This window comes from Paraburkholderia haematera, assembly GCF_905220975.1.
Classification (GTDB): Bacteria; Pseudomonadota; Gammaproteobacteria; order Burkholderiales; family Burkholderiaceae; genus Paraburkholderia; species Paraburkholderia haematera.
In genome coordinates, this window is sequence record NZ_CAJNBK010000016.1 from 73954 (window position 1) to 95489 (window position 21536).

A 21536-nucleotide genomic window follows, 5' to 3' on the forward strand; every position below is an offset into this window, starting at 1 on the left:
TTGTCCACGCGGGCGCCGCTCGAAACCCGTGCGCGGCGCTTGCCACGGCAACTTATCCCGAGCGTAATTGAAGGCCAGCGGCGCGCCCGCCGCCGGCTAATTCACTGACTCACGCAGCCAGCACTTCGACGATCTTCCGCTGAAAGGCTTTCCCTTCGCTATCGAACAGATGGCAGTGCTCAGGGGTGGCGCCGACCCTTTGCGTTTCGCCCTTGCTGTGCCGTTCGAGCGGCGGAATCCGTGCGATCAGGCCATCCGGCGCCACGCTCGATTCCGCGTACAGATACGCCGCGTCACCGAGCGATTCGACCGCCATGGTTCGCGCCGACACGCCGTCGTCGGCCATGCCGAAGTGCAGATGTTCCGGACGAATACCCACAGTCACTTTGTCGCCCTGCTTCACCGTGCCCGGCTCCACCGCGACACGCTGCGTCTCGCCGGTTTCGTAGCGCACCGTGACGCCGTCGTGCGTCACCGACTGCACGACGCCTTCCATGAAGTTCATCTTCGGCGAACCGATGAAGCCGGCGACAAAGCGATTGGCCGGCGCGTGATACAGCATGGTCGGGCTACCCACCTGCTCCACATTGCCCGCCGACAGCACGACGATCTTGTCGGCCAGCGTCATGGCTTCGACCTGATCGTGCGTCACGTAAATCATCGTGGTCTTCAACTCGTCGTGCAAACGCGCGAATTCGAGGCGCATCTTCACGCGCAGCGCGGCGTCGAGATTCGACAACGGTTCGTCGAACAGGAACACCTTCGGCTTGCGCGTAATCGCGCGGCCGATTGCAACCCGCTGGCGCTGCCCGCCCGAAAGCTGCTTCGGCTTGCGATCGAGCAGATGGTCGATGTGCAGAATCTTCGCCGCGTTGCGCACCGCGGCGTCGATCTCGGGCTTCTTGGTGCCGGCGAGTTTCAGGCCGAACGCCATGTTGTCGTACAGCGTCATGTGGGGATACAGCGCGTACGACTGGAACACCATCGCGATGCCGCGCTTGGCGGGTGGCACCTCGTTCACGCGCGTGCCGTCGATGGTCAGATCGCCGCCGCTGATGTCTTCGAGGCCGGCGATCATCCGCATCAGCGTCGATTTGCCGCAACCGCTCGGGCCCACGAACACGACGAATTCGCCGTCCAGAATGTCGAGGTTGATGTCGCGCATCACTTCGTTGTCGTCGTAGGCTTTTCGGATGTTGCGCAGAGTTACGCTTGCCATGATGTGTCTCCGTGTATTGCTCTTACTGCGTTAATTCGTCTATCCAGGTACTGTGCCCAATACGGTGCCAACGCGGCCACGCTTACGGCGCCGCTGCCGTCGCGCTCAGCGTCCATTGCGCGACCAGTTCCGGCAACTGCAGCATGTCGTCGAAAACGTGACGTGCGCCGGCTGCATGTAACGCGTCGATCTGCGCATCGCTCGCATGACCGCCGCCGATAAAACCCAGCACCGTCATGCCTGCCGCGGCGGCCGCCGTCACGCCCGTCACGCTGTCTTCCACGACGAGGCAGGCCGACGGCGCAAGTCCAACGCCTAGCGCGGCAGCGAGATAGACATCGGGCGCAGGCTTCGGATTCGGCACCGCATCGGCGCAAAAGAGCCGATTGCCGAAAAACTTCACGAGACCCGTGCGCACCAGCACGTTCTCCACATACGGCCGGAAACTGTTGCTCGCGCAGGCTTTGGTGAGCGGCACCTGCGCGAGCGCGGCTTCGATTCCAACCACTGCCGGCGCCTGCATCGCCGCCGCTTCCACCGCTCGGCGGATCGCTTCGATATCCTCGTCGCTGAGCCTCTTGCCAAGTTGCGCCGCCGTGCCTTCCAGCACCTTTTCGATCCGCAAGCCGAGCAATGGCAGCACCACCGGTTCGACATCGGCATCGGGCCAGCGCGCTTCGAGTTCGTGCACCAGCATGCGCGCCGCCACGGCTTCGCTGTCGATCAGCACGCCGTCGCAATCGCAGATCAGTGCGAATTGACCGACAGTCGTGCTTGCACTCGTGCCTGACGTCATTTGACCGCCCCGAACGTAAGGCCGCGCACCAGTTGCTTCTGCGACAACCAGCCGACGATCAGGATCGGTGCCACCGCGAGCAGCGACGCAGCGGAAAGCTTCGCCCAGAACAAACCCTCAGGACTCGAATAGGACGCGATGAACACGGTCAGCGGCGCGGCATTCGAACTCGACAGATTGATACTCCAGAACGCTTCGTTCCAGGACAGGATCACCAGCAGGAGCGCGGTGGAGGCGAGCCCCGGCAACGACATCGGCATTAGCAGGTAGACGATTTCCTGCCAGGTCGCCGCGCCGTCGATCCGACCGGCTTCGAGAATGTCGCGCGGAATTTCAGCGAAGTACGTGAACGACATCCACACCGCAATCGGCAGATTGATCAGCGTGTAGACGATCACCAGTCCGGACACCGTATCGAGCAGCCCGCTGTTTTTCCACAGCAGATAGATCGGCACCAGCACGCCGACCGACGGCATCATCTTGGTCGACAGCATCCACAGCAGCACTTTCTGCGTGCGGCGCGTCGGAAAGAAAGCCATCGCGTACGCGGCCGGTACGGCGAGAATCAGGCACAGCACCGTGACGCCCGCCGAGATCAGGATCGAATTCCACGCGAACGAAAAGTAGTTGCTGCGCGCGAACACCTCGCGGAAGCTGTCGAGCGTCGGGATGAAAAACAGCGACGACGAATACGCCTGCTGCTCCGTCTTGAACGCGGTGATCGTCATCCAGAAGATCGGAAAGAACAACAGCAGCGCGACCAGCCATGCGATCACGCCGGGAATGCCGCGGCGAATCGCGTCGAACGGCGACTTGGCCGGTACGCTCATAGACGTCGTGGTGGACGCCGGTGTAGAGGCAACGTGGCTCATTTTTCGTACTCCCCTTTCAGGTTCTTCGCGAGCATCCGCACCAGGAAGAACGACACGATGTTAGCCAGCACGACAGCGAGAATGCCGCCCGCCGAAGCGAGACCGACGTCGAACTGTTGCAGGCCCAGCGAATAGATCAGGTACGACAGATTGGTGGTCGCGGTGCCCGGACCGCCGCCCGTGGTCGTATAGATTTCGGCGAAGATCGACAACAGGAAAATCGTCTCCATCATCACCACCACCGCGATCGCCCGTTTCAGGTGAGGCAGCGTGATGTAGAAGAACATCGAAAACGGGCCGGCACCGTCAATGCGCGCCGCTTCCTTCTGCTCCTGATCGAGCGACTGGATCGCGGTGAACAGAATCAGGAACGCGAACGGCAGCCACTGCCACGCGACGATCATGATCACCGCCGTCAGCGGATAGTCGGCGAACCAGTCGATCGGCTGCAGGCCGATCGCGCGCATGCCCTGCGCGATCAGGCCATACACCGGGTGCAGAATCATGTTCTTCCAGATCAGCGCGCTGACCGTCGGCATCACGAAGAACGGCGCGATCGCCAGCAACCGGGCAACACCCTGCCCGTAGAACTTACGGTCGAACAGGATCGCCATCAGCACGCCGCCGACCACCGTGATCACCAGAACCGAGATGATCAGTTCGAGCGTGTGCCCGATCGACGGTCCGAATGACGGGTCGGTTGCGAGATATTTGTAGTTGTCGAATCCGGCAAAACCTTTGAGATCCGGATTCAATAAGTTGTAGCGCGAGAACGAAAACCAGATCGTCATCGCCAGCGGAATCGCCATCCACAGCACGAGTACCGCCACTGAGGGCGACACTAGCCAGCGGGCGGAATTGGCTTTACGGATTTCGCGTTCTTTTTCTGTCTGGGGATGGGCATGCATGAGAGGTAGGCGCAGAGGACGCATGATTGACCACCTGTTCGGTAATGCGCGGGCTGTCCAGTGAAGACACCGCCTTAGCCGTATCACTCGCCGAGACGCCAGACGATGTCGCGACGCATAAGTGGCAAGTGCGTGGCAAATGAGTGCCGAGGACAACCCACTGTGCTGCGTGAGCCGGCTGACGGGCGTCAGCCGGCGCGTTTCACGTTACGTTGCAATGCTCGCGTTGCGGCTTAACACTGCGGCTTACTTCTGATAGCCGGCTTGCTGCACGGCGCGGTTCGCCGTTGCCTGCCCGGCTGCCAGCGCCTGATCGACCGTCATCTGACCGGCAACCGCACCGGAGATGCTCTGACCGACCACCGTGCCGAACGACTGGAACTCAGGAATGCCGACGAACTGCACACCGGTGTACGGCACCGGCTTCAGCGTCGGATGGTCCGGATCCGCCGTTTCGATGGCCTTCAGCACGAAGTCGCCGAACGGTGCGGCCTGCTTGTATTCAGGGCGCGCGTACGTCGATTGACGCGTTCCCGGCGGCACCGAAGCCCAGCCTTCATCCTTCGCGACCAGTTCGATGTACTGCTTCGACGTAGCCCACGCGATGAACTTCTTCGCCGAGTCAGCCTGCTTCGATGACTTCGGAATGGCCAGCGCCCACGCCCACAGCCAATGCGAACCCTTCGGCGTGACCGCCGTCGGCGCCGCCGCAAAGCCCACCTTGTCGGCGATCTGCGACTGCTGCTTGTTGTAGAGCATGCCGGCGGCCACCGTTGCATCGATCCACATCGCGCACTTGCCCGAGGACATCAACGTGAGGTTTTCGTTAAAGCCGTTCGAACTCGCTCCCGGAGGGCCGTCTTTCTTCAATAGATCGACGTAGAACGAAATGGCCTTCTTCCATTCCGGCGACGTGAGCTGCGCTTGCCACTTGTCGTCGAACCAGCGGCCGCCGAAGGTGTTCACCACCGTCGTCGCGTACGCCATGTTTTCGCCCCAGCCGGCTTTGCCGCGCAGACAAATGCCGTACATGCCGTTGGCCTTGTCCGTGAGCTTGTCGGCGAATTGCGCGATCTGCTCGTAGGTCGGTTGGTCGGGCATCTTCAGGCCCTTGGCCGCAAACAGATCCTTGCGGTAGTACGTCATCGAGCTTTCGACGTAGAACGGCAACGCGTACAACTGGCCGCCGCTCGAGAGGCCGTCGCGGGCCGTCTTCACGACGTCGTTCAGATCGTAATCGGCGGGCAGGCCGGTGAGCGGCGTGAGCCAGCCGCGCTTGCCCCATTGCGGTGTTTCGTACGCGCCGATCGTCATCACGTCGAACTGGCCGCTGCCGGTCGTGATGTCGGTGGTGGCGCGCTGACGCAGCACGTTTTCTTCGAGAATCACCCAGTTGAGCTTGATGTCCGGATTTGCCTGCTCGAAAGCGGGCGAGAGCTTCTTCAGCTCGATCATGTCCGGATTGTTCAACGTGGCGATCGTCACCGTGGCCGCCTGAGCGCTCAACGCAAAGCAGGCAAGCGCACCGGCACTTAGCGCCTTCAGCGCGGATTGGGTAGCTGGTTTCATGTGTTGTCTCCTTTCTCGTACGTTATGTGATGCTGCGTTTGTTCTACGAAAATGACGAAGGGTGAAGCGGATTCAGCACGTCCACGCTGTTATCCGCTCAGCTCATCCAGTTCCCGCCGTCGACGTTCAGGGTTTGCGCGGTGATGTAATCGGCATCCGCCGACGCGAGAAACAGGGCGGCGCCGGTCAGATCCTCCGGCACACCCATCCGGCCGAGCGGCACCGCTTCACCGACCAGGCGCTTCTTCTCGCCGAGCGGCCGGTTTTCATAGCGGGCGAAGAGCGCGTCGACCTCGTTCCACATCGGCGTATCGACGACGCCCGGCGCAATGCCGTTCACATTGATCTTGTGCGGCGCAAGGGCCAAGGCGGCGGATTGCGTGTAGCTGAGGACGGCGGCTTTGGTTGCGCAGTAGTGCGACACCAGGGCCTCGCCGCGCCGGCCGGCTTGTGACGACATATTGATGATCTTGCCGCCGCGGCCCTGCTCGACCATTTGGCGGGCGACGCTTTGCATCAGGAAGAACATGCCCTTCACGTTGACCGCGAAGAGGCGGTCGAACACGTCCCAGGATTCGTCGAGGATCGGGCGCATATCGAAGAGCGCCGCGTTGTTGAACAGGATGTCGACATGGCCGAAGCGCGCGAGCGTACTCGCGAGGATGCGTTCGATATCCTCGCGGCGCGTCACGTCGGCACTCACGGTCAGCACGCGGTCGCCGTAAGCGTCGACGAGCGCGTCGCCGAAACTGTCCGCCGGCTTGACATCGACCAGCACGCAACGCGCGCCTTCGTCCAGATAGCGCCGGGCCACGGCCTCACCGATCCCGCTTGCCGCGCCCGTCAGAATGGCCACCTTGTCTTGCAATCGTGCCGCCACTGCCTGTCTCCGGTTCGTTTCGCTTCTTGAGGCGCGGTGAGCGAACGCTCGTTGCGCGAACAATTGCTCTGCTTGTGATCGAATGATCGGATACGTACCGGGTCATGTCAAGGCGCTCGACCAGATTTCGATGGTGCAGCGCGGCAGGATCGCCACACCTCCTCTTCCGGCCCCGATCGGTACGAGACCAGCACTAATACGAGAAATCGGAGACGGCCAAGCTGTTTTCCGCTCAAGCCGCTGACAAAAAATCGAGATACGTTATATCATTTCGGCCTCGCTTCGCTTTGTGCTGGCGGCATGCGCGCAGACCGCCGCTACGCAGGGTTGACGGCGGCCCGCATGCCCCGACGACCGCCAAAGCGCGCCGCGCCTAAGTTTTGCGGTTCATTCAACTCTCACGCAGCAGGAATCAACGATGAAGACATTCGGCTCGATGTTGAACGGGGCGCGCCGTGCGCTGACACTGTCGAAGACCGCGGCCACGGTCGCGACGGCCGCTGCGGCTTTCACGCTCAGTCACGGCGCGTTTGCCGCGGATGCGAAAATCCCGGTGGTGGCGGCGGAAAACTTTTACGGCGATGTCGTGCAGCAACTGGGCGGCGACCGCGTCGACGTAACGAGCATCCTCAGCAATCCGGATCAGGACCCGCATCTGTTCGAGGCCAGCCCGAAGACGGCGCGCGCCTTGCAACATGCAAGCCTTGTGGTCTACAACGGCGCCGACTACGATCCGTGGATGGCGAAACTGCTGGCCGCCTCGAAGAGCGCGAAGCGCGCCACGATCGTCGCCGCGGATCTCGTCGGTAAGAAAGGCGGCGATAATCCGCACCTCTGGTACGACCCGCAAACCATGCCGAAGGTGGCGCGCGCGGTGAGCGAGGCGCTCGTCGCGGCTGACCCGGCGCACAAGTCGGCGTACGATGCGAACCTCGCGAAGTTTCTCGATTCGCTGAAACCCATCGACGCCAAAGTCGCCGGTCTGCATGGCCGCTACGCCGGCGTGCCGGTGACGGCGACCGAGCCGGTGTTCGGCTATATGTCGGACGCGGTCGGCCTCTCGATGCGCAATCTGCGCTTCCAGATGGCGACGATGAACGACACGGAAGCCAGTGCGGCCGATATCGCCGCATTCGAACGCGATCTGCGTGAAAAGCGCGTGCGCGTTCTGATCTATAACAGCCAGGCAACCGAGGCCCTGACCAAACGCATGTTGAAGCTCGCGCAGCAATCGAAGGTGCCGACCATGAGCGTCACCGAAACCGAACCGGCCGGTAAGACCTATCAGACGTGGATGCTGACGCAGCTCGACGCGCTGGGCACGGCGTTGGCCGCGGGCGATGCGAGCGGAGCGAATGCGGCGGCGGCCACCACACCCCCCGCCAAAGGAAAAACCCAATGACCGAAACTGGCCGCAGCACGCCAGCTAATGCATCAGTAAGTGCATCAACCAGCGGACGCGCCAATGCTCCCGTGCTCGAACTCGAACACGTGACGCTCGAGCTCGGCGACCGCACGATTCTGCGCGACACCGGCTTTGTGGTGAACCAGGGCGAATTCATCGGCGTGCTCGGGCCGAACGGCGCGGGCAAAACTACGCTGATGCGCGCCGTGCTCGGTCTCGTGCCCGCCGCGAGCGGAGCGATCCGCGTGCTGGGCCAGCCGGTCGAGCGCGGCAATGCGTCGATCGGCTATATGCCGCAGACGCGCAGCGCGCTGGCGGGCCGCCGCGTGCGCGGCCGCGATTTCGTCGCGATGGCGGCCGACGGACACCGCTGGGGCCTGCCCCATGCGGACCGCAAGACCCGCGCGGATGTCGAGCGGGTGCTGGATCTGGTGGGCGGCCGCCAGTTGGCCGAGCGGCCGCTATCGGAATTGTCGGGCGGCGAGCGTCAGCGCCTCTTGCTCGCGCAGTGCCTGCTCGGCAACCCCAAGCTGCTGCTACTCGATGAACCGCTGATCAGTCTCGATCCGCATCATCAGAAAAGCGTGGTCGAACTGGTGCGGCGCGTGCAGCAGGAACTCGGGATTGCCGTGCTGTTCTCGGCGCATGAACTGAATCCGCTTCTGAACTCGATCGATCGCGTGCTGTATCTCGGTAGCGGCGTGGCCGCGCTCGGCACCGTCGATGAAGTCATTACGAGACCGGTGCTGTCGCGCCTCTATGGCTCGCCGATCGACGTGATGCGCGTGAACGGCCGCATCTTCGTGATGTCGGGCGGCGTCGAAGTCGAAAAACACGATCACGAGCACGAACACGACGAGAACGGCGGCCACAGCCACTCGCATGACCACGGCCACGCACATGGCCACTCACACCAGCACGACTCACGCGACGGACACAAGCACGATGTTTGAATACGATTTCATGGTGAACGCGTTCGCGGCGTCGGGGATCGTCGCGGTGCTGGCAGGCGTGGTGGGCTACTTTCTGGTGATGCGCGGACAGACCTTCGCGGGCCACGCGCTCTCGCACGTCGGCTTCACCGGCGCGACCGGCGCGGTCCTGATCGGCATCTCGCCGATCTGGGGGATGATCGGCTTCACGCTCGCCGCAGGAGTCGGCATGGGCGCGCTCGGCGAGCGGCTCGCCGGACGTGACGTGGCGATCGGCGTGATCCTGTCGCTGTCGCTCGGCTTCGGCTTGCTGTTCCTGCACTTCTTCACCGCGTACGCGACCCAGGTCACCGCGCTGCTGTTCGGCAACGTGCTCGGCGTGAATGCGTCGACGCTCGGCGTGCTGGCGGCATTGGGCATCGTCAGTTTGCTGGCGCTCGCGGCAATCATGCGGCCCTTGCTGTTTGCTTCGTTGCAGCCGGAATTGGCCGAGGCCAAGGGCGTGTCGCTGCGCAAGGTGTCGGTGCTGTTTCTGTCGATTGCCGCGCTGGCGGTGGCGGCCTGCACGCAGATTGTCGGCGTGCTGCTGGTCTTCACGCTGATGGTCGGGCCGGCTGCCGCTGCGCAGAACATGACGACACGGCTCTCCACCGGTCTCGTGCTCGCCGCCGTGTTCGCGCTGGTGCAAGCGTGGCTGGGTCTGACGCTGGCGTTCTATACCGATTGGCCGACGAGCTTCTGGATCACCGTGCTGTCGGCGGTGGTGTATGGCGGCAGTTTGTTGAAGCGGCATTGACCGAAACCCGGCGGTAACGGCGGCACACCTCCATGCTGCCGCTACCTTTCCGGGTTAATCGCTACTTCAAAGCAGCACCTTAGCGTGATGCGCGATGTGATCCTCGATGAACGTCGAGATGAAGTAGTAGCCGTGGTCGTAGCCCGCGTGACGACGCAAGGTCAGCGGCTGTCCCGCGGCCTTGCAGGCCGCTTCGAACACATCCGGATTCAGTTGCTCGGCGAGGAACTGATCCGCGAGCCCCTGATCGATCAGGATCCCTTCCTTGAACTTGCGTGACGACCGCGTGACCAGTTCGCTCGAGTCATACTGACGCCACGCTTCACGGTCTTCGCCCAGATATCCGCTGAACGCCTTCACGCCCCACGGGCACTGTGAAGGCGCGGCGATCGGCGCGAACGCCGACACCGACCGATAGATCTCCGGGTTGCGCAGCGCCAGCATCAACGCGCCGTGACCACCCATCGAATGTCCGAAGATACCCAGACGCGCGCCGTCCACCGGCAGATTCGCGAGCACCGTTTCGCGCAGTTCATCGCGCACATACGAGTACATCCGGTAGTGCGTCGCCCACGGCTGCTGCGTCGCGTTGACGTAAAAGCCCGCGCCCACGCCGAAGTCCCACGCCGCGCTTTCGCCCGGCACGCCCGCACCGCGCGGACTGGTGTCCGGCGCGACGAGAGCAATGCCGTGCTGTGCCGCGAAGCGCTGCGCGCCCGCCTTGACCGGAAAGGTTTCTTCGGTGCAGGTCAGACCCGCGAGGTAGAACAGCGCAGGCACATTCGCGTTGGCCTGCATGGCCTGCGGCGGCAGATAAACCGAGAAGCGCATCGGCAGACCGATGGTCTGCGAGTCGTGGCGGTAGATCCGCTGCTCGCCACCATGGCAGGCATGCGACGACAATAGTTCAAGCATCGACTTGTTCCTTTCCGTGCTGGGTCGGTGGCGCATAGATGCCGCGTTAGTACAACACCACCGAGCGGATCGACTCTCCCTTCTTCATCAGGTCGAAGCCTTCGTTGATGCGTTCGAGCGGCAGACGGTGCGTGATCAGATCGTCGATATTGATCTTGCCTTCCATGTACCAGTCGACGATCTTCGGTACGTCCGTACGCCCGCGTGCGCCGCCGAATGCCGAGCCCTTCCACTCGCGGCCCGTCACCAGCTGGAACGGACGCGTGCTGATCTCCTCGCCCGCCGCCGCCACGCCGATGATGAACGACTGGCCCCAGCCCTTGTGCGTGCACTCCAGCGCCTGACGCATCACCTTGGTGTTGCCGATGCATTCGAATGAGTAGTCCGCACCGCCATCGGTGAGTTGCACGATGTGATCGACCACGTTCTCGACTTCGTTCGGGTTGACGAAGTGGGTCATGCCGAACTTCTTCGCCAACTCAACACGGCCCGGATTGATGTCGACCCCGATGATCTTGTCGGCGCCGACCATCTTCGCGCCCTGGATCACGTTCAGACCAATGCCGCCGAGACCGAACACCACCACGTTCGCGCCCGCCTCGACCTTCGCCGAATACACGACAGCACCTACGCCCGTCGTCACGCCGCAGCCGATGTAGCAGATCTTGTCGAACGGCGCGTCTTCTCGCACCTTCGCCACCGCGATTTCCGGCACGACGATGTAGTTCGAAAACGTGGACGTGCCCATGTAGTGAAACAGCGGCTTGCCGTCGAGCGAGAAACGCGAGGTCGCATCGGGCATCAGGCCGCGACCTTGCGTCGAACGGATCGCCTGGCAAAGATTGGTCTTGCGCGACAGACAGAATTTGCACTGGCGGCATTCCGGTGTGTAGAGCGGAATGACGTGGTCGCCTTTTTTCAGCGTGCCTACGCCGGGACCGACATCGACGATCACGCCCGCGCCTTCGTGGCCGAGAATCGCAGGGAAGATGCCTTCCGGATCGGCGCCCGAGAGCGTGTAGTAATCCGTGTGACAGATCCCTGTTGCCTTCACTTCGATCAGGACTTCACCGGCACGCGGGCCTTCCAGATCCACTTCTTCGATCGTCAACGGGGCGCCGGCTTTCCATGCGATTGCTGCTTTGGTCTTCATCGTGAATGCTCCTGTGAGTCTGTGAATGCGTGGCACGTCGCGGCGAGAAAAACGCGCGGCGCGCCGGTGTTGCAGTTCGACGGCGGTAATCGCCTGATGTACCGGGCGGCGGATAGAAGTTGCCACTGCCGCGCGCCCTGATGTGCCGGCAGATAACTTAGCGCGCGAAAGCCGTCATGGTATTGCAAAGTGCGTCGCGGCATTGTCTGTACGTGACATCGGCCCGGCTACGAGCGTTCGCCCTCGCCTTCGTCCTCGCCGAACCATGTCTCGACCCGGCCATAGAGGTCGAGAAAGCGCGCATAGCGTTGTGCGAGCGCTGCATCGTTTTGCGGACCGGCCACTCGCGTCGCGCCCGGCGCAAGCGCCGCGAGATCGCTCGCGTGCCAGTGCCCCTTTGCCAATGCGCCGAGGATGGCCGCGCCACGCGGCGCCGCGTTCGGACAATCGACCGCATACAGCTCGACGTTCAGCGCGTCGGCCAGCAACTGCCGCCAGCGAGCATCCACTGAACCACCGCCCGCGAGCTTCAATGCGGTCACGTTCGCGCCGCTTGCGCGAATCGCGTCGAGCCCGGCGCGCAGCGAGAACGCAACACCTTCGAAAGCCGCCCGCATCATCGTGCCGCGCGTGTGATCGAGCGCAAGGCCGAGCCAGCCTCCGCGCGCCGCCGGGTTGAGCCATGGCGTGCGCTCGCCCGTGAGGTACGGCAGGAAGGTAAGGCCCGCGGGGGCTTTCGCTGCAGCTCCCGCTGCATTTTCCGTTGCGCCATCCGTTGCGCCGTCCGCTGCGTTTTCCGCTGCGTTTTCCGCTGAGACTCCAGTTTCACCGAACGCATCGCGATAGGCATCAGCCCATTCATACGAAAGCCAGCCGCGCACGCGCTCCAACGCGACGCCGACGTTTTGCATGGCTGCCATCCGGTACCAGTGATCGCTCGCCGCGCGATAGCGATGCAGACCTTTAACCGCTGCGGGCGCGTGCCCGGCGAGTACGACAATCTGTCCACCGGTGCCTGTGGTGAGCAACGCGTCGCCGTCGTGAGCGAGACCGCTGCCGAGTGCCGCGCATGGCGTATCGGCAGCGCCGATCGCGAGCACAATGCCGGCGCGCAGCCCGAGCGCCTGAGCGGCTTTCTCCGACAACACGCCGCCCGCCGCATAGGATGGCGCCAGCGGCGCAAACCATTCGTGCGGCAGTTCAAGGCGATCGAGCAGCGCGCGATCCCACACGCCGGCCGGATCGGCAAGCGCCGTCGCGCAGGCATCGGAGGGATCGGTTGCCACCACGCCACCCAGCGCCACGCGCAGCCAGTCTTTCGGTTGCAGCGCCCAACGTGTCTTGCGCGCGGACTGCGGTTCGTGCCTCACGATCCAGCACAGCAACGGGCCGGCCATGCCGGGCGCTACGGGATTCGGTTGCGACTCTGGCCACTCATCGAGCAAAGCGAGCGCGCGCGTGTCGGGCCAGAGCATCGCGGGGCGCACCGCTTCGCCGTCCGCATCCACCAGAATCACGCCGTGCATCTGTCCGGAAAAGCCGATCGCCTCTACGTTTTGCCGTGCGTCAGCGGGCAGTCGCGCTGCCGCCTCGCACAGCGCACGCCACCAGGTCTGTACCGACATTTCTGCCCAACCCGCATGCGGCGTTTCGAGCGCGTAAGGGACGCTCGCTGCCGCCTGCTCGCGGCCGTTTTCGTCGACGATAACGACTTTGAGGGAGCCAGTGCCAAGATCGATGCCAAGAAAATTCATAGGCGATAGAACATCCAATGAGGCATGGGAAAACGCACGCGGAAAGGGTGCGGATAGCGCTGTATTTTCCATCAACGGAGGCAGGCTTTCGAGGTGCGCCGACAGCTGTGCCGCGGCCTAAGTGAAAACCCTGAATTTGCGGGTTAACCCCGCCAAACGGGACTCCAGACGAAAACAGCACTATGCGTCCAGCGAGATACACCCCATTGTTTTTAACACATATCACCTGAAGCGACGCCGCGGCGCGCGCGCGCACGCCTCACCGCTGCGTGGGGCTTACGGCCAATTTGCGAGATACGCGCATTTCTTTTGGCTTTCAAACGGGCCTCATGCATATCGTCACCGGGAATGCCGGAATAGGCCCCAGTGGTCTTGTTGCGCTTTATCGTTCCGCATACCTTGGAGCCATCCCAAAACGAGATGGTGGAGAGAGACAAAATGCAATCGAACACGGTTCACCCGTGCGACGAGCGACTGCCCGCAGGCCAGTTGCTGACGCTCGGCATTCAGCACGTTTTGGTGATGTACGCAGGCGCAGTTGCGGTGCCGCTCATCGTTGGCGCCGCGTTGAAACTGCCGAAAGACCAGATCGCGTTCCTGATCAGCGCCGATCTGTTTTCCTGTGGCATCGCTACGCTGATTCAGACGCTCGGTCTGTGGATCTTCGGCATCCGTCTGCCGGTCATCATGGGCTGCACCTTTGCGGCCGTCGGTCCGATGGTCGCAATCGGAACGAATCCATCGCTCGGTATTCTCGATATTTTCGGCTCGACAATCGCAGCCGGCGTCATCGGCATCCTTCTCGCGCCGGCGGTCGGCAAGCTGCTGCGCTTTTTCCCGCCGGTGGTGATCGGCGTGGTGATCTCGGTGATCGGTCTCTCGCTGATGGAAGTGGGCATCAACTGGGCGGCCGGCGGCGTGGGCAATCCTGATTACGGCAATCCGATCTATCTGGGGCTGTCGCTGGTCGTGCTGATGCTGATTCTGCTCATCAACAAGTTCGCCAAGGGTTTCCTCGCCAATATCTCGGTGCTGCTCGGCATCGTCGCGGGTTTCGTGATCGCGCTGGTACTCGGCCGCGTCAACATGGACGGCGTGACGCACGCGCCGTGGGTCGGCTTCGTGATGCCGTTCCACTTTGGTCTGCCGCACTTCGATCCGCTCGCGATCGCGACGATGGTCACCGTGATGTTCGTCACCTTCATCGAATCGACCGGCATGTTCCTCGCGGTCGGCGACATGGTCGATCGTCCGGTCGATCAGAAGACGCTGGTGCGCGGTCTGCGTGTCGACGGTCTGGGCACGCTGATCGGCGGTATCTTCAACTCGTTTCCGCATACCTCGTTCTCGCAGAACGTTGGCCTGATCGGCGTGACGGGTGTGAAAAGCCGCTTTGTCTGCGCGATGGGCGGCGTCATCCTGGTCCTGCTGGGCCTGTTCCCGAAGATGGCGCAAGTGGTCGCTTCGGTGCCGGCCTTCGTGCTGGGCGGCGCGGGCATCGTGATGTTCGGCATGGTCGCGGCGAACGGCATCAAGGTGCTAGCCAAAGTCGACTTCGTGAAGAACCATCACAACCTTTTCATCGTCGCGGTCAGTATCGGCATGGGCCTGGTGCCGGTGGTGTCGCCGCAATTTTTCTCGAAGCTGCCGCCGGCGCTCTCGCCGCTGTTGCACAGCGGGATCTTGCTGGCGTCAGTGTCGGCGGTGGTGCTGAACCTGATCTTCAACGGTGTAAAGAGCGAGAAGAAGGCTCAGTGCGAAATTCGCAAGGCCGGACATGATTTCGACGGACGCGGCGGGAATGAGCCGCCGGCAGGCGACGAGTTGCTGCGTGCGGCGGATGCGCACTGAGCGCTGGGTCGAGTCAGGTTAAGTTAAGTTAAGCAGAAACAAAAACGCCACGGCATGCCGTGGCGTTTTTTTATTACCGGCTGCGCGGGACGGCTTTCGTGAAACTGAAAGCCGTCCCGCGCGGCTGCTACCGCAAGACTACAAATCTCAGCCCGCGGTCGCGGCCGAAGCCGCCACCGGCGCACTCGCCGCACCGTAATCGACCGGTGCGTCGGCCGGACGCGGCTGATCGCCTGCCCGTTCGATCCAGCCGCCGCCGAGTGCCTGGTAAAGCGTGACCAGGTTCTGCAGACGCTGCATGCGCGCGGTCACCAGCAACTGCTGCGACGTATACAGATCGGTCTGCGCGGTCAGCACCGACAGATAGCTGTCGACGCCGTTGGTATAACGCAGATTCGACAGATCCAGCCGGCGCTGTTCGGCAAAGGTATTGCGCTCCAGCGCCTGGATCTGCTGATCGTACGTGCCGCGCGCCGCCAGTCCGTCCGCCACTTCGCGGAAGGCCGTCTGGATCGCCTTTTCATACGTCGCGATCTGGATGTTCTTCTGCACGGTGGCGAGATCGAGATTGGCCTTGTTCTGGCCGCCTTCAAAGATCGGCAACGTGATCGACGGCGCGAAGCTCCATGCCGCCGAACCCGGCTTGAACAGGCCACCGAGCGACGGGCTCAGCGTGCCAAAACTGCCGGTCAACGAGACCTTCGGGAAGAACGCTGCGCGCGCCGCGCCGATGTTCGCGTTGGCCGCAAGCAGGTTCTCTTCGGCCTCCATGATGTCCGGACGACGCGTGAGCAGATCGGAAGGCAAGCCCGCGGGAATATCCGTCAGCAGGTTCTGATTGTCCAACGTCGTGCCCGGCGGCAGATCGGCCGGCAACGGCTCGCCGAGCAGCAGCACGAGCGCGTTATCCGCCTGAGCCCGCAAACGCGCCTGCGACTGCAGGTTGGCGTTCGCCTGCTCGACCACCGTCTGCGCCTGCCGCAGATCCAGTTCCGAACCGGTGCCGTTGTCGAACTGCAGCTTGGTGATCCGGTATGACTCCTGGGCGGTCTTCAGCGTGTTCTGCGTGACCTTCAGCAGATCGTCCACCTCGAGCACCGTCATGTACTGATTCGCCACCTGCGAGACCAACGCGATTTCCGCGGCCTTGCGCGCCTGAGCGGTAGCCAGGTACTGCGCCAACGCCTGATCCTTCAGACTTTGAATCCGCCCGAAGAAGTCGATTTCCCAGGAGGCGTTCAGACCCACCGAGTACGTGTTGGAGATCGTCTGGCCGGTGGCCGTCAGATCCTTAGGCGTACGCTGTTTGGTTTGCGAAGCCGCAGCGTCCAGCGTCGGGAACAGCGCCGCGCGGGCAATCTGGTACTGCGCCTGCGATGCCTGGATATTCAGCACCGACACGCGCAGATCGCGGTTGTTCTTCAGCGCGATTTCGATCAGCCGCTGCAAACGCGCGTCGACGAAGAAATCACGCCAGCCGATATCGGCTGCCGCCTGACCGTTCGCGGTACGCGCGGTACCCGCCGCGCCCGGTTGCGTGTCGTACACGCCGCCGGTCGGGAAGGCCGCCGTCACGGGTTCGGCCGGGCGATGGTACTTCGGCGCCATCGTGCAACCCGCGGCGAACAGCGCAACCGCCACTGCAATCAAAGAGTGTTTTTGCATCTCAATGTCCGTCCTTGCCCGAGCCTTCATCAGCCGACCCGCCAGCCGAGCCGCCACCTTGGCCGTCATGCGGATGGTGCTGGTTATAGTGTGCGAGCGCCTCATCCGGGTCTTCCTTCTCACCGCCGAATTTCGCGCGGATCACAACGAAGAACATCGGGATCATGAAAATCGCGAGGAAGGTCGCCGTCAACATCCCGCCGATCACACCGGTACCGATTGCGTGCTGGCTGGCCGAACCCGCGCCGTTACTGATCGCGAGCGGCATGACGCCGAGAATGAACGCGAGCGAAGTCATCAGAATCGGACGCAACCGCAGACGCGCCGCTTCCAGCGCGGCCTCGATCGGCCCCATGCCCTCACTCTGTTGCAGCTCGCGGGCGAACTCCACAATCAGAATCGCGTTCTTCGCCGACAGCCCCACCGTGGTCAACAGACCCACCTGGAAGAACACGTCGTTCTCGAGCCCGCGCAACGTAGCGGCAAGCAATGCGCCCAGCACGCCGAGCGGCACCACCATGATCACCGAGAACGGGATCGACCAGCTTTCATACAGCGCCGCGAGACACAGGAACACGACGAGGATCGAGATGCCATACAGGATCGGCGCCTGCGAACCGGACTGGCGTTCCTGCAACGACAGACCCGTCCATTCGTAGCCGATACCCGCCGGCAGCTTCGCCGCAATCGATTCCATCGCCGTCATGGCCTGACCGGTCGACTTGCCCGGTGCGGCCGCGCCCTGGATTTCCACCGCCGAAATACCGTTGTAGCGCTCGAGCTTCGGCGACCCGAAGGTCCAAGTGCCGGACGCGAACGAGTTGAGCGGCGTCATCCCGCCCGCCGCATTGCGCACGTACCAGTAGTTCAGATCTTCCGGGTTCATCCGGTACGGCGCGTCGCCCTGCACGTACACCTTCTTGATCCGGCCGTCGATATCGAGGAAGTTGTTCACATAGACCGAAGCCCACGCGATCGAGAACGTCTGGTCGATCGCCGCCAGCGACACGCCCAGCGCCGACGCCTTCTCATGATCGATCGAGATCTTGAACTGCGGCGTATCGTTCAGGCCGTTCGGACGCACCTGGGCAAGCGTCGGATCCTTCGCAGCCATGCCAAGCAGCATGTTGCGCGCTTCCATCAGCTTCGCGTGACCCAGACCGCTACGATCCTGCAACTCGAAGTCGAAACCCGATGCCGTACCCAGTTCCGGAATGGACGGTGGATTCACCGGGTACACCAGTGCATCCTTGTACGTCGAGAAGTGCATGAACATCCGGCCGATCAAGGCCTGCACCTTCTGGTTCGCGTGCTGGCGCTCGGAATAGCCCTTCAATTTCACGAAGACGAGACCGGCATTCTGGCCGCGGCCCGCGAAGCTGAAACCGTTCACCGTAAACGCCGATTCGACGATGTCCTTTTCCTGGTTCAGCACGTAGTCCGAGACGTCCTTGAGGGCATGCGCCGTACGCTCCTGGGTCGAGCCGGCCGGCGTTTGCACCAGCACGAACATGATCCCCTGGTCTTCATCCGGCAGGAACGACTTCGGCAAACGAACGAACAGCAAACCGACCGCGAAGATCACCACCAGGTAGATGATGAGCCAGCGACCCGAACGCTTGATCACGTGGTGCACGCCGCTGTGATACTTGTCGCGGCTCGATTCGAAGGTCCGGTTGAACCAGCCGAAGAAGCCCTTCTTCACTTCGTGATGGCCCTTCGGAATCGGCTTGAGAATCGTCGCGCACAGCGCCGGCGTGAGAATCAACGCGACCAGCACGGACAACACCATCGCCGCCACGATCGTCAGCGAGAACTGCCGATAAATCGCGCCCACCGAACCGCTCGAGAACGCGACCGGCACGAACACCGCCGACAGCACGAGCGCCACGCCGATCAGCGCGCCGGTGATCTGGTCCATGGCCTTGCGGGTGGCGTCGCGTGGCGATAATCCCTCCTCGGCCATCACCCGCTCGACGTTTTCCACCACCACGATCGCATCGTCCACCAGCAGACCGATCGCGAGCACCAGCCCGAACATCGACAGCACGTTGATCGAGAAGCCCACCGCGCTCATGATCGCGAACGTACCCAGCAGCACCACCGGCACAGCGATCGTCGGAATCAACGTCGCCCGCAGGTTCTGCAGGAACAGGTACATCACGAGGAACACGAGCACGATACCTTCGAGCAGCGTCTTCACCACGTCTTCGATCGACAGGCGCACGAACGGCGTCGTGTCATACGGGTACTTCACGACGAGGCCGTGCGGGAAGTACTTCGACAGATCGTCGATCTTCGTCTTCACATTCTTCGCGGTCTGCAGCGCGTTGGCGCCCGTCGCGAGCTGAATGCCCAGACCGGCGGTCGGCTTGCCGTTGTAGTGCGTGTCGAAGTTGTAGTTTTCACCGCCCAGCTCGACGCGCCCGACGTCCTTGATACGGACCTGCGAGCCGTCGGTGTTCACCTTCAGCAGCACGTTGCCGAACTGCTCAGGCGTATTCAGCAGCGTCGCCTCGGTAATCGTTGCCTGCAACATCTGGCCCGGCACCGAAGGCGTGCCGCCGAGCGAACCGCCTGCCACCTGAACGTTCTGCGCCTGCAGCGCAGCCTGGACATCGACCGGCGTCAGATTGAACTTGGTCAGCTTGTTGGCGTCGAGCCAGATCCGCATCGCGTACTGCGTGCCGAACAGCGTCACGGTACCCACGCCGTCGAGACGGCTGATCGGGTCCTTGACGTTCGACGCGACGTAGTTCGCGAGGTCGATCTTGTTCATGCTGCCGTCTTCGGAATTGAACGCCAGCACGAGCAGGAAGCTGCTGCTCGACTTGGTGACGTTAATCCCTTGCTGCTGCACGATGGTCGGCAGAAGCGGCGTTGCCAGTTGCAGCTTGTTCTGCACCTGCACCTGGGCAATGTCCGGATTCGTGCCGGCCGCAAACGTCAGCGTGATGGTTGCCGTACCGGAGTCGTCCGAGGTGGACGACAGGTACAGCAAGTGGTCGAGGCCGCTCATCTGCTGCTCGATCACCTGCGTGACGGTGTCTTCCACCGTCTTCGCCGACGCACCCGGATACACGGCGCTGATCTGCACCGCCGGAGGCGCGATGGTCGGGTATTGCGCGATCGGCAGCGTAAACACCGACGCGATACCCGCGAGCATCAGGATGATGGCGATCACCCATGCAAAAATCGGGCGATCAATAAAGAACTTTGCCATGAAACAGGCTCCCTGTTATTTCGCGGCCGATGCAGCGGACGCAGCCTGCGCCATCTGTGCACCGCTGGCCGCCGGCGCTTCCTGAGCGGTTGCGTCGGAGGCTGGCGAAGGCGCCGGAACCGGCTTGACCGTCATGCCCGGACGTACCTTGTCAGTGCCGAGCACGATCACGCGGTCACCCGGATTCAGGCCGCTCTCGACCACCCAGTTCGAACCGTACGTGGACGAGGTGACGAGCTGGCGCACTCCGACCTTGTTTTGCGCATCGACAACGAGCGCGGTCGGCTGGCCCTTCGGATCGTGCGTAATGCCCGATTGCGGCACGACGATTGCCTTGTCATTGACGCCTTCGTCGATACGCGCACGCACGAACATGCCCGGCAGCAGCACGTGATCCTTGTTCTGGAAGATCGCGCGGATCGTGACCGAACCGGTGCCCTGGTCGACCGTCACGTCGGTGAACTGCAGCTTGCCCTGCTCAGAATAGTTACGGCCGTCTTCGAGGATCAGCGTGACCTTCGCCGCGTCCGGGCCGTTCGTCTTCAGACGCCCTTCCTGGACTTCGCGGCGCAGCTTCAGGCCGTCGAGGCTCGATTGGGTCAGGTCTACATAGACCGGATCGAGTTGCTGGACGGTCGACATCAGCGTCGCCGCGCTAGCCTGGACGTAGGCACCCGGCGTGACCTGCGAAATGCCGACCTGGCCGGTCACCGGCGAAGTCACGTCTGTATAGCCGAGATTGATCTGCGCCGTATCGACCGCTGCCTTGCCGGAAGCCACGTCTGCCGCGGCCTGCCCCTCTGCTGCGACAGCGTTGTCGTAATCCTGCTTGCTGACTGCGTTGGCCGCGACCAGCACCTTATAGCGGTTTGCCTGCGCGGTGGTCGTGGCGAGATTCGCCTGAGCCTTCGCAAGCGTTGCCTTGGCACTGTTCAGTGCCGCGATATAAGGCGCCGGATCGATCTTGTACAGACGCTGGCCAGCCTTGACCTGGCTGCCCTCGGTGAATTCGCGGCGCAGCACGATGCCGTCAACCCGCGCACGGACCTGGGCCACCAGGAACGCATTGGTGCGGCCCGGCAATTCGGTGGTCACTGGCACAGTCGTCGGCTGGACCGTAACGATGGCAACCTCGGGGGTTTGTTGCGGCGGGGCCGATTGTTTTGGTCCGCACGCTGCCAGCAATACGGCAGCCGTCGCGGCACTAATTAAGCGGAATGGAACCCGTTCGACGCGCATGGAGCGACCTCTGTCTATGACTGAGAATGAAAAAGTGCGCGCATCCCTACCCCGGGGACGGCAGCGCACACATACGTCTTTCGACGCTTGACCGGAAGCCCACTGATGCAAACCGAACCTGCAGGGGCATCCTGAGCGAAATGCGCCATACCGGGGAAATGCCGCACGGCGCCGTCCGTCAGGGCACGGCGCGAGAGCGTTTTGAAAGGCAACAGTGACGGATATTAACCGGTCGTCACGGCTTGGGCTATCCGATCGTGGGATGCTATTATATATACATCCACGAATGCATGTAAAAGTGCGTTTGCTTCTTTGCAGGCGGGGGGCCTGCAAGATCGCTTCGCAAATGGCTTAACAGC

General features: G+C 62.6%; 16 protein-coding genes. 4 read left to right on the top strand and 12 right to left on the bottom strand.

Annotated elements, in window-relative coordinates:
- Positions 1 to 109: 109 nt before the first annotated feature.
- From KHO23_RS23860 to KHO23_RS23885, 6 genes are all read right to left on the bottom strand, one after another.
- Positions 110 to 1219 (bottom strand): ABC transporter ATP-binding protein, encoded by a 1110-nt coding sequence (locus tag KHO23_RS23860; protein WP_211613773.1) that lies wholly within the window; start codon positions 1217 to 1219, stop codon positions 110 to 112.
- 82 nt (positions 1220 to 1301) lie between these two features.
- Entirely contained in the window at positions 1302 to 2015 is a 714-nt protein-coding gene (locus tag KHO23_RS23865) for an HAD family hydrolase (RefSeq protein ID WP_211613775.1), read from the bottom strand.
- Positions 2012 to 2845 carry a carbohydrate ABC transporter permease gene (locus KHO23_RS23870; protein WP_201071135.1) on the bottom strand — a complete coding sequence of 278 codons (834 nt, stop codon included), beginning with the start codon at positions 2843 to 2845 and terminating at the stop codon, positions 2012 to 2014. The genes KHO23_RS23865 and KHO23_RS23870 overlap by 4 nt, the downstream gene beginning before the upstream one ends.
- Before the next feature lie 38 nt (positions 2846 to 2883).
- Positions 2884 to 3819, bottom strand: a complete 936-nt coding sequence (locus tag KHO23_RS23875; RefSeq protein WP_211613777.1) for a carbohydrate ABC transporter permease — start codon at positions 3817 to 3819, stop codon at positions 2884 to 2886.
- Between the two features lie 222 nt (positions 3820 to 4041).
- Positions 4042 to 5364: an ABC transporter substrate-binding protein gene (locus KHO23_RS23880; RefSeq protein WP_211613779.1), complete on the bottom strand. Its 1323-nt coding sequence runs from the start codon at positions 5362 to 5364 to the stop codon at positions 4042 to 4044.
- A gap of 97 nt (positions 5365 to 5461) precedes the next feature.
- Positions 5462 to 6244, bottom strand: a complete 783-nt coding sequence (locus KHO23_RS23885; protein ID WP_211613781.1) for an L-iditol 2-dehydrogenase — start codon at positions 6242 to 6244, stop codon at positions 5462 to 5464.
- Positions 6245 to 6662: 418 nt separating this feature from the next.
- Here KHO23_RS23885 and KHO23_RS23890 point away from each other — a divergent pair, with 418 nt between their 5' ends.
- Genes KHO23_RS23890 through KHO23_RS23900 form a run of 3 tightly spaced genes read left to right on the top strand, consistent with a single transcriptional unit; the run spans position 6663 to position 9377 of the window.
- Positions 6663 to 7646, top strand: a complete 984-nt coding sequence (locus KHO23_RS23890; RefSeq protein ID WP_211613783.1) for a metal ABC transporter solute-binding protein — start codon at positions 6663 to 6665, stop codon at positions 7644 to 7646.
- Entirely contained in the window at positions 7643 to 8602 is a 960-nt protein-coding gene (locus KHO23_RS23895) for an ABC transporter ATP-binding protein (RefSeq protein WP_211613785.1), read from the top strand. The genes KHO23_RS23890 and KHO23_RS23895 overlap by 4 nt, the downstream gene beginning before the upstream one ends.
- Positions 8595 to 9377: a metal ABC transporter permease gene (locus KHO23_RS23900; protein ID WP_211613787.1), complete on the top strand. Its 783-nt coding sequence runs from the start codon at positions 8595 to 8597 to the stop codon at positions 9375 to 9377. Before KHO23_RS23895 ends, KHO23_RS23900 begins: the two co-directional genes overlap by 8 nt.
- Positions 9378 to 9443: 66 nt before the next feature.
- Here KHO23_RS23900 and fghA read toward each other — a convergent pair whose 3' ends face one another.
- The 3 genes from fghA to KHO23_RS23915 form a co-directional block, all read right to left on the bottom strand.
- On the bottom strand, positions 9444 to 10292 hold the full coding sequence (fghA, locus tag KHO23_RS23905; protein ID WP_211613789.1) for an S-formylglutathione hydrolase: 849 nt from the start codon (positions 10290 to 10292) through the stop codon (positions 9444 to 9446).
- A 46-nt stretch (positions 10293 to 10338) separates the two neighbouring features.
- Positions 10339 to 11445 (bottom strand): S-(hydroxymethyl)glutathione dehydrogenase/class III alcohol dehydrogenase, encoded by a 1107-nt coding sequence (locus KHO23_RS23910; RefSeq protein ID WP_211613790.1) that lies wholly within the window; start codon positions 11443 to 11445, stop codon positions 10339 to 10341.
- A 227-nt stretch (positions 11446 to 11672) separates the two neighbouring features.
- Complete coding sequence (locus tag KHO23_RS23915; RefSeq protein WP_211613792.1) at positions 11673 to 13199, bottom strand: xylulokinase; 1527 nt, start codon at positions 13197 to 13199, stop codon at positions 11673 to 11675.
- 438 nt (positions 13200 to 13637) lie between these two features.
- On the opposite strand from KHO23_RS23915, the gene KHO23_RS23920 reads away from it, so the two are divergent.
- Positions 13638 to 15050: a nucleobase:cation symporter-2 family protein gene (locus KHO23_RS23920; protein ID WP_211613794.1), complete on the top strand. Its 1413-nt coding sequence runs from the start codon at positions 13638 to 13640 to the stop codon at positions 15048 to 15050.
- Between the two features lie 147 nt (positions 15051 to 15197).
- Here the strand turns inward: KHO23_RS23920 and KHO23_RS23925 are convergent, their stop codons facing one another.
- Genes KHO23_RS23925 through KHO23_RS23935 form a run of 3 tightly spaced genes read right to left on the bottom strand, consistent with a single transcriptional unit; the run spans position 15198 to position 21177 of the window.
- Positions 15198 to 16715, bottom strand: a complete 1518-nt coding sequence (locus KHO23_RS23925; protein WP_211613796.1) for an efflux transporter outer membrane subunit — start codon at positions 16713 to 16715, stop codon at positions 15198 to 15200.
- 1 nt (position 16716) lies between these two features.
- Positions 16717 to 19938, bottom strand: a complete 3222-nt coding sequence (locus tag KHO23_RS23930) for an efflux RND transporter permease subunit (RefSeq protein WP_211613798.1) — start codon at positions 19936 to 19938, stop codon at positions 16717 to 16719.
- Between the two features lie 15 nt (positions 19939 to 19953).
- Positions 19954 to 21177: an efflux RND transporter periplasmic adaptor subunit gene (locus KHO23_RS23935; protein ID WP_211613800.1), complete on the bottom strand. Its 1224-nt coding sequence runs from the start codon at positions 21175 to 21177 to the stop codon at positions 19954 to 19956.
- Positions 21178 to 21536: the final 359 nt, after the last annotated feature.

What these genes read in the sequence shown, in the direction of transcription:
- KHO23_RS23920 (WP_211613794.1), top strand. Translation starts at nt 13,638, where the DNA reads ATGCAATCGAACACGGTTCACCCGTGCGACGAGCGACTGCCCGCAGGC.
- KHO23_RS23860 (WP_211613773.1), bottom strand. Translation starts at nt 1,219, where the DNA reads ATGGCAAGCGTAACTCTGCGCAACATCCGAAAAGCCTACGACGACAAC.
- KHO23_RS23880 (WP_211613779.1), bottom strand. Translation starts at nt 5,364, where the DNA reads ATGAAACCAGCTACCCAATCCGCGCTGAAGGCGCTAAGTGCCGGTGCG.
- KHO23_RS23925 (WP_211613796.1), bottom strand. Translation starts at nt 16,715, where the DNA reads ATGCAAAAACACTCTTTGATTGCAGTGGCGGTTGCGCTGTTCGCCGCG.
- KHO23_RS23935 (WP_211613800.1), bottom strand. Translation starts at nt 21,177, where the DNA reads ATGCGCGTCGAACGGGTTCCATTCCGCTTAATTAGTGCCGCGACGGCT.
- KHO23_RS23875 (WP_211613777.1), bottom strand. Translation starts at nt 3,819, where the DNA reads ATGCGTCCTCTGCGCCTACCTCTCATGCATGCCCATCCCCAGACAGAA.
- KHO23_RS23870 (WP_201071135.1), bottom strand. Translation starts at nt 2,845, where the DNA reads ATGAGCGTACCGGCCAAGTCGCCGTTCGACGCGATTCGCCGCGGCATT.
- KHO23_RS23915 (WP_211613792.1), bottom strand. Translation starts at nt 13,199, where the DNA reads ATGAATTTTCTTGGCATCGATCTTGGCACTGGCTCCCTCAAAGTCGTT.
- KHO23_RS23895 (WP_211613785.1), top strand. Translation starts at nt 7,643, where the DNA reads ATGACCGAAACTGGCCGCAGCACGCCAGCTAATGCATCAGTAAGTGCA.
- KHO23_RS23910 (WP_211613790.1), bottom strand. Translation starts at nt 11,445, where the DNA reads ATGAAGACCAAAGCAGCAATCGCATGGAAAGCCGGCGCCCCGTTGACG.
- fghA (WP_211613789.1), bottom strand. Translation starts at nt 10,292, where the DNA reads ATGCTTGAACTATTGTCGTCGCATGCCTGCCATGGTGGCGAGCAGCGG.
- KHO23_RS23865 (WP_211613775.1), bottom strand. Translation starts at nt 2,015, where the DNA reads ATGACGTCAGGCACGAGTGCAAGCACGACTGTCGGTCAATTCGCACTG.
- KHO23_RS23930 (WP_211613798.1), bottom strand. Translation starts at nt 19,938, where the DNA reads ATGGCAAAGTTCTTTATTGATCGCCCGATTTTTGCATGGGTGATCGCC.
- KHO23_RS23900 (WP_211613787.1), top strand. Translation starts at nt 8,595, where the DNA reads ATGTTTGAATACGATTTCATGGTGAACGCGTTCGCGGCGTCGGGGATC.
- KHO23_RS23890 (WP_211613783.1), top strand. Translation starts at nt 6,663, where the DNA reads ATGAAGACATTCGGCTCGATGTTGAACGGGGCGCGCCGTGCGCTGACA.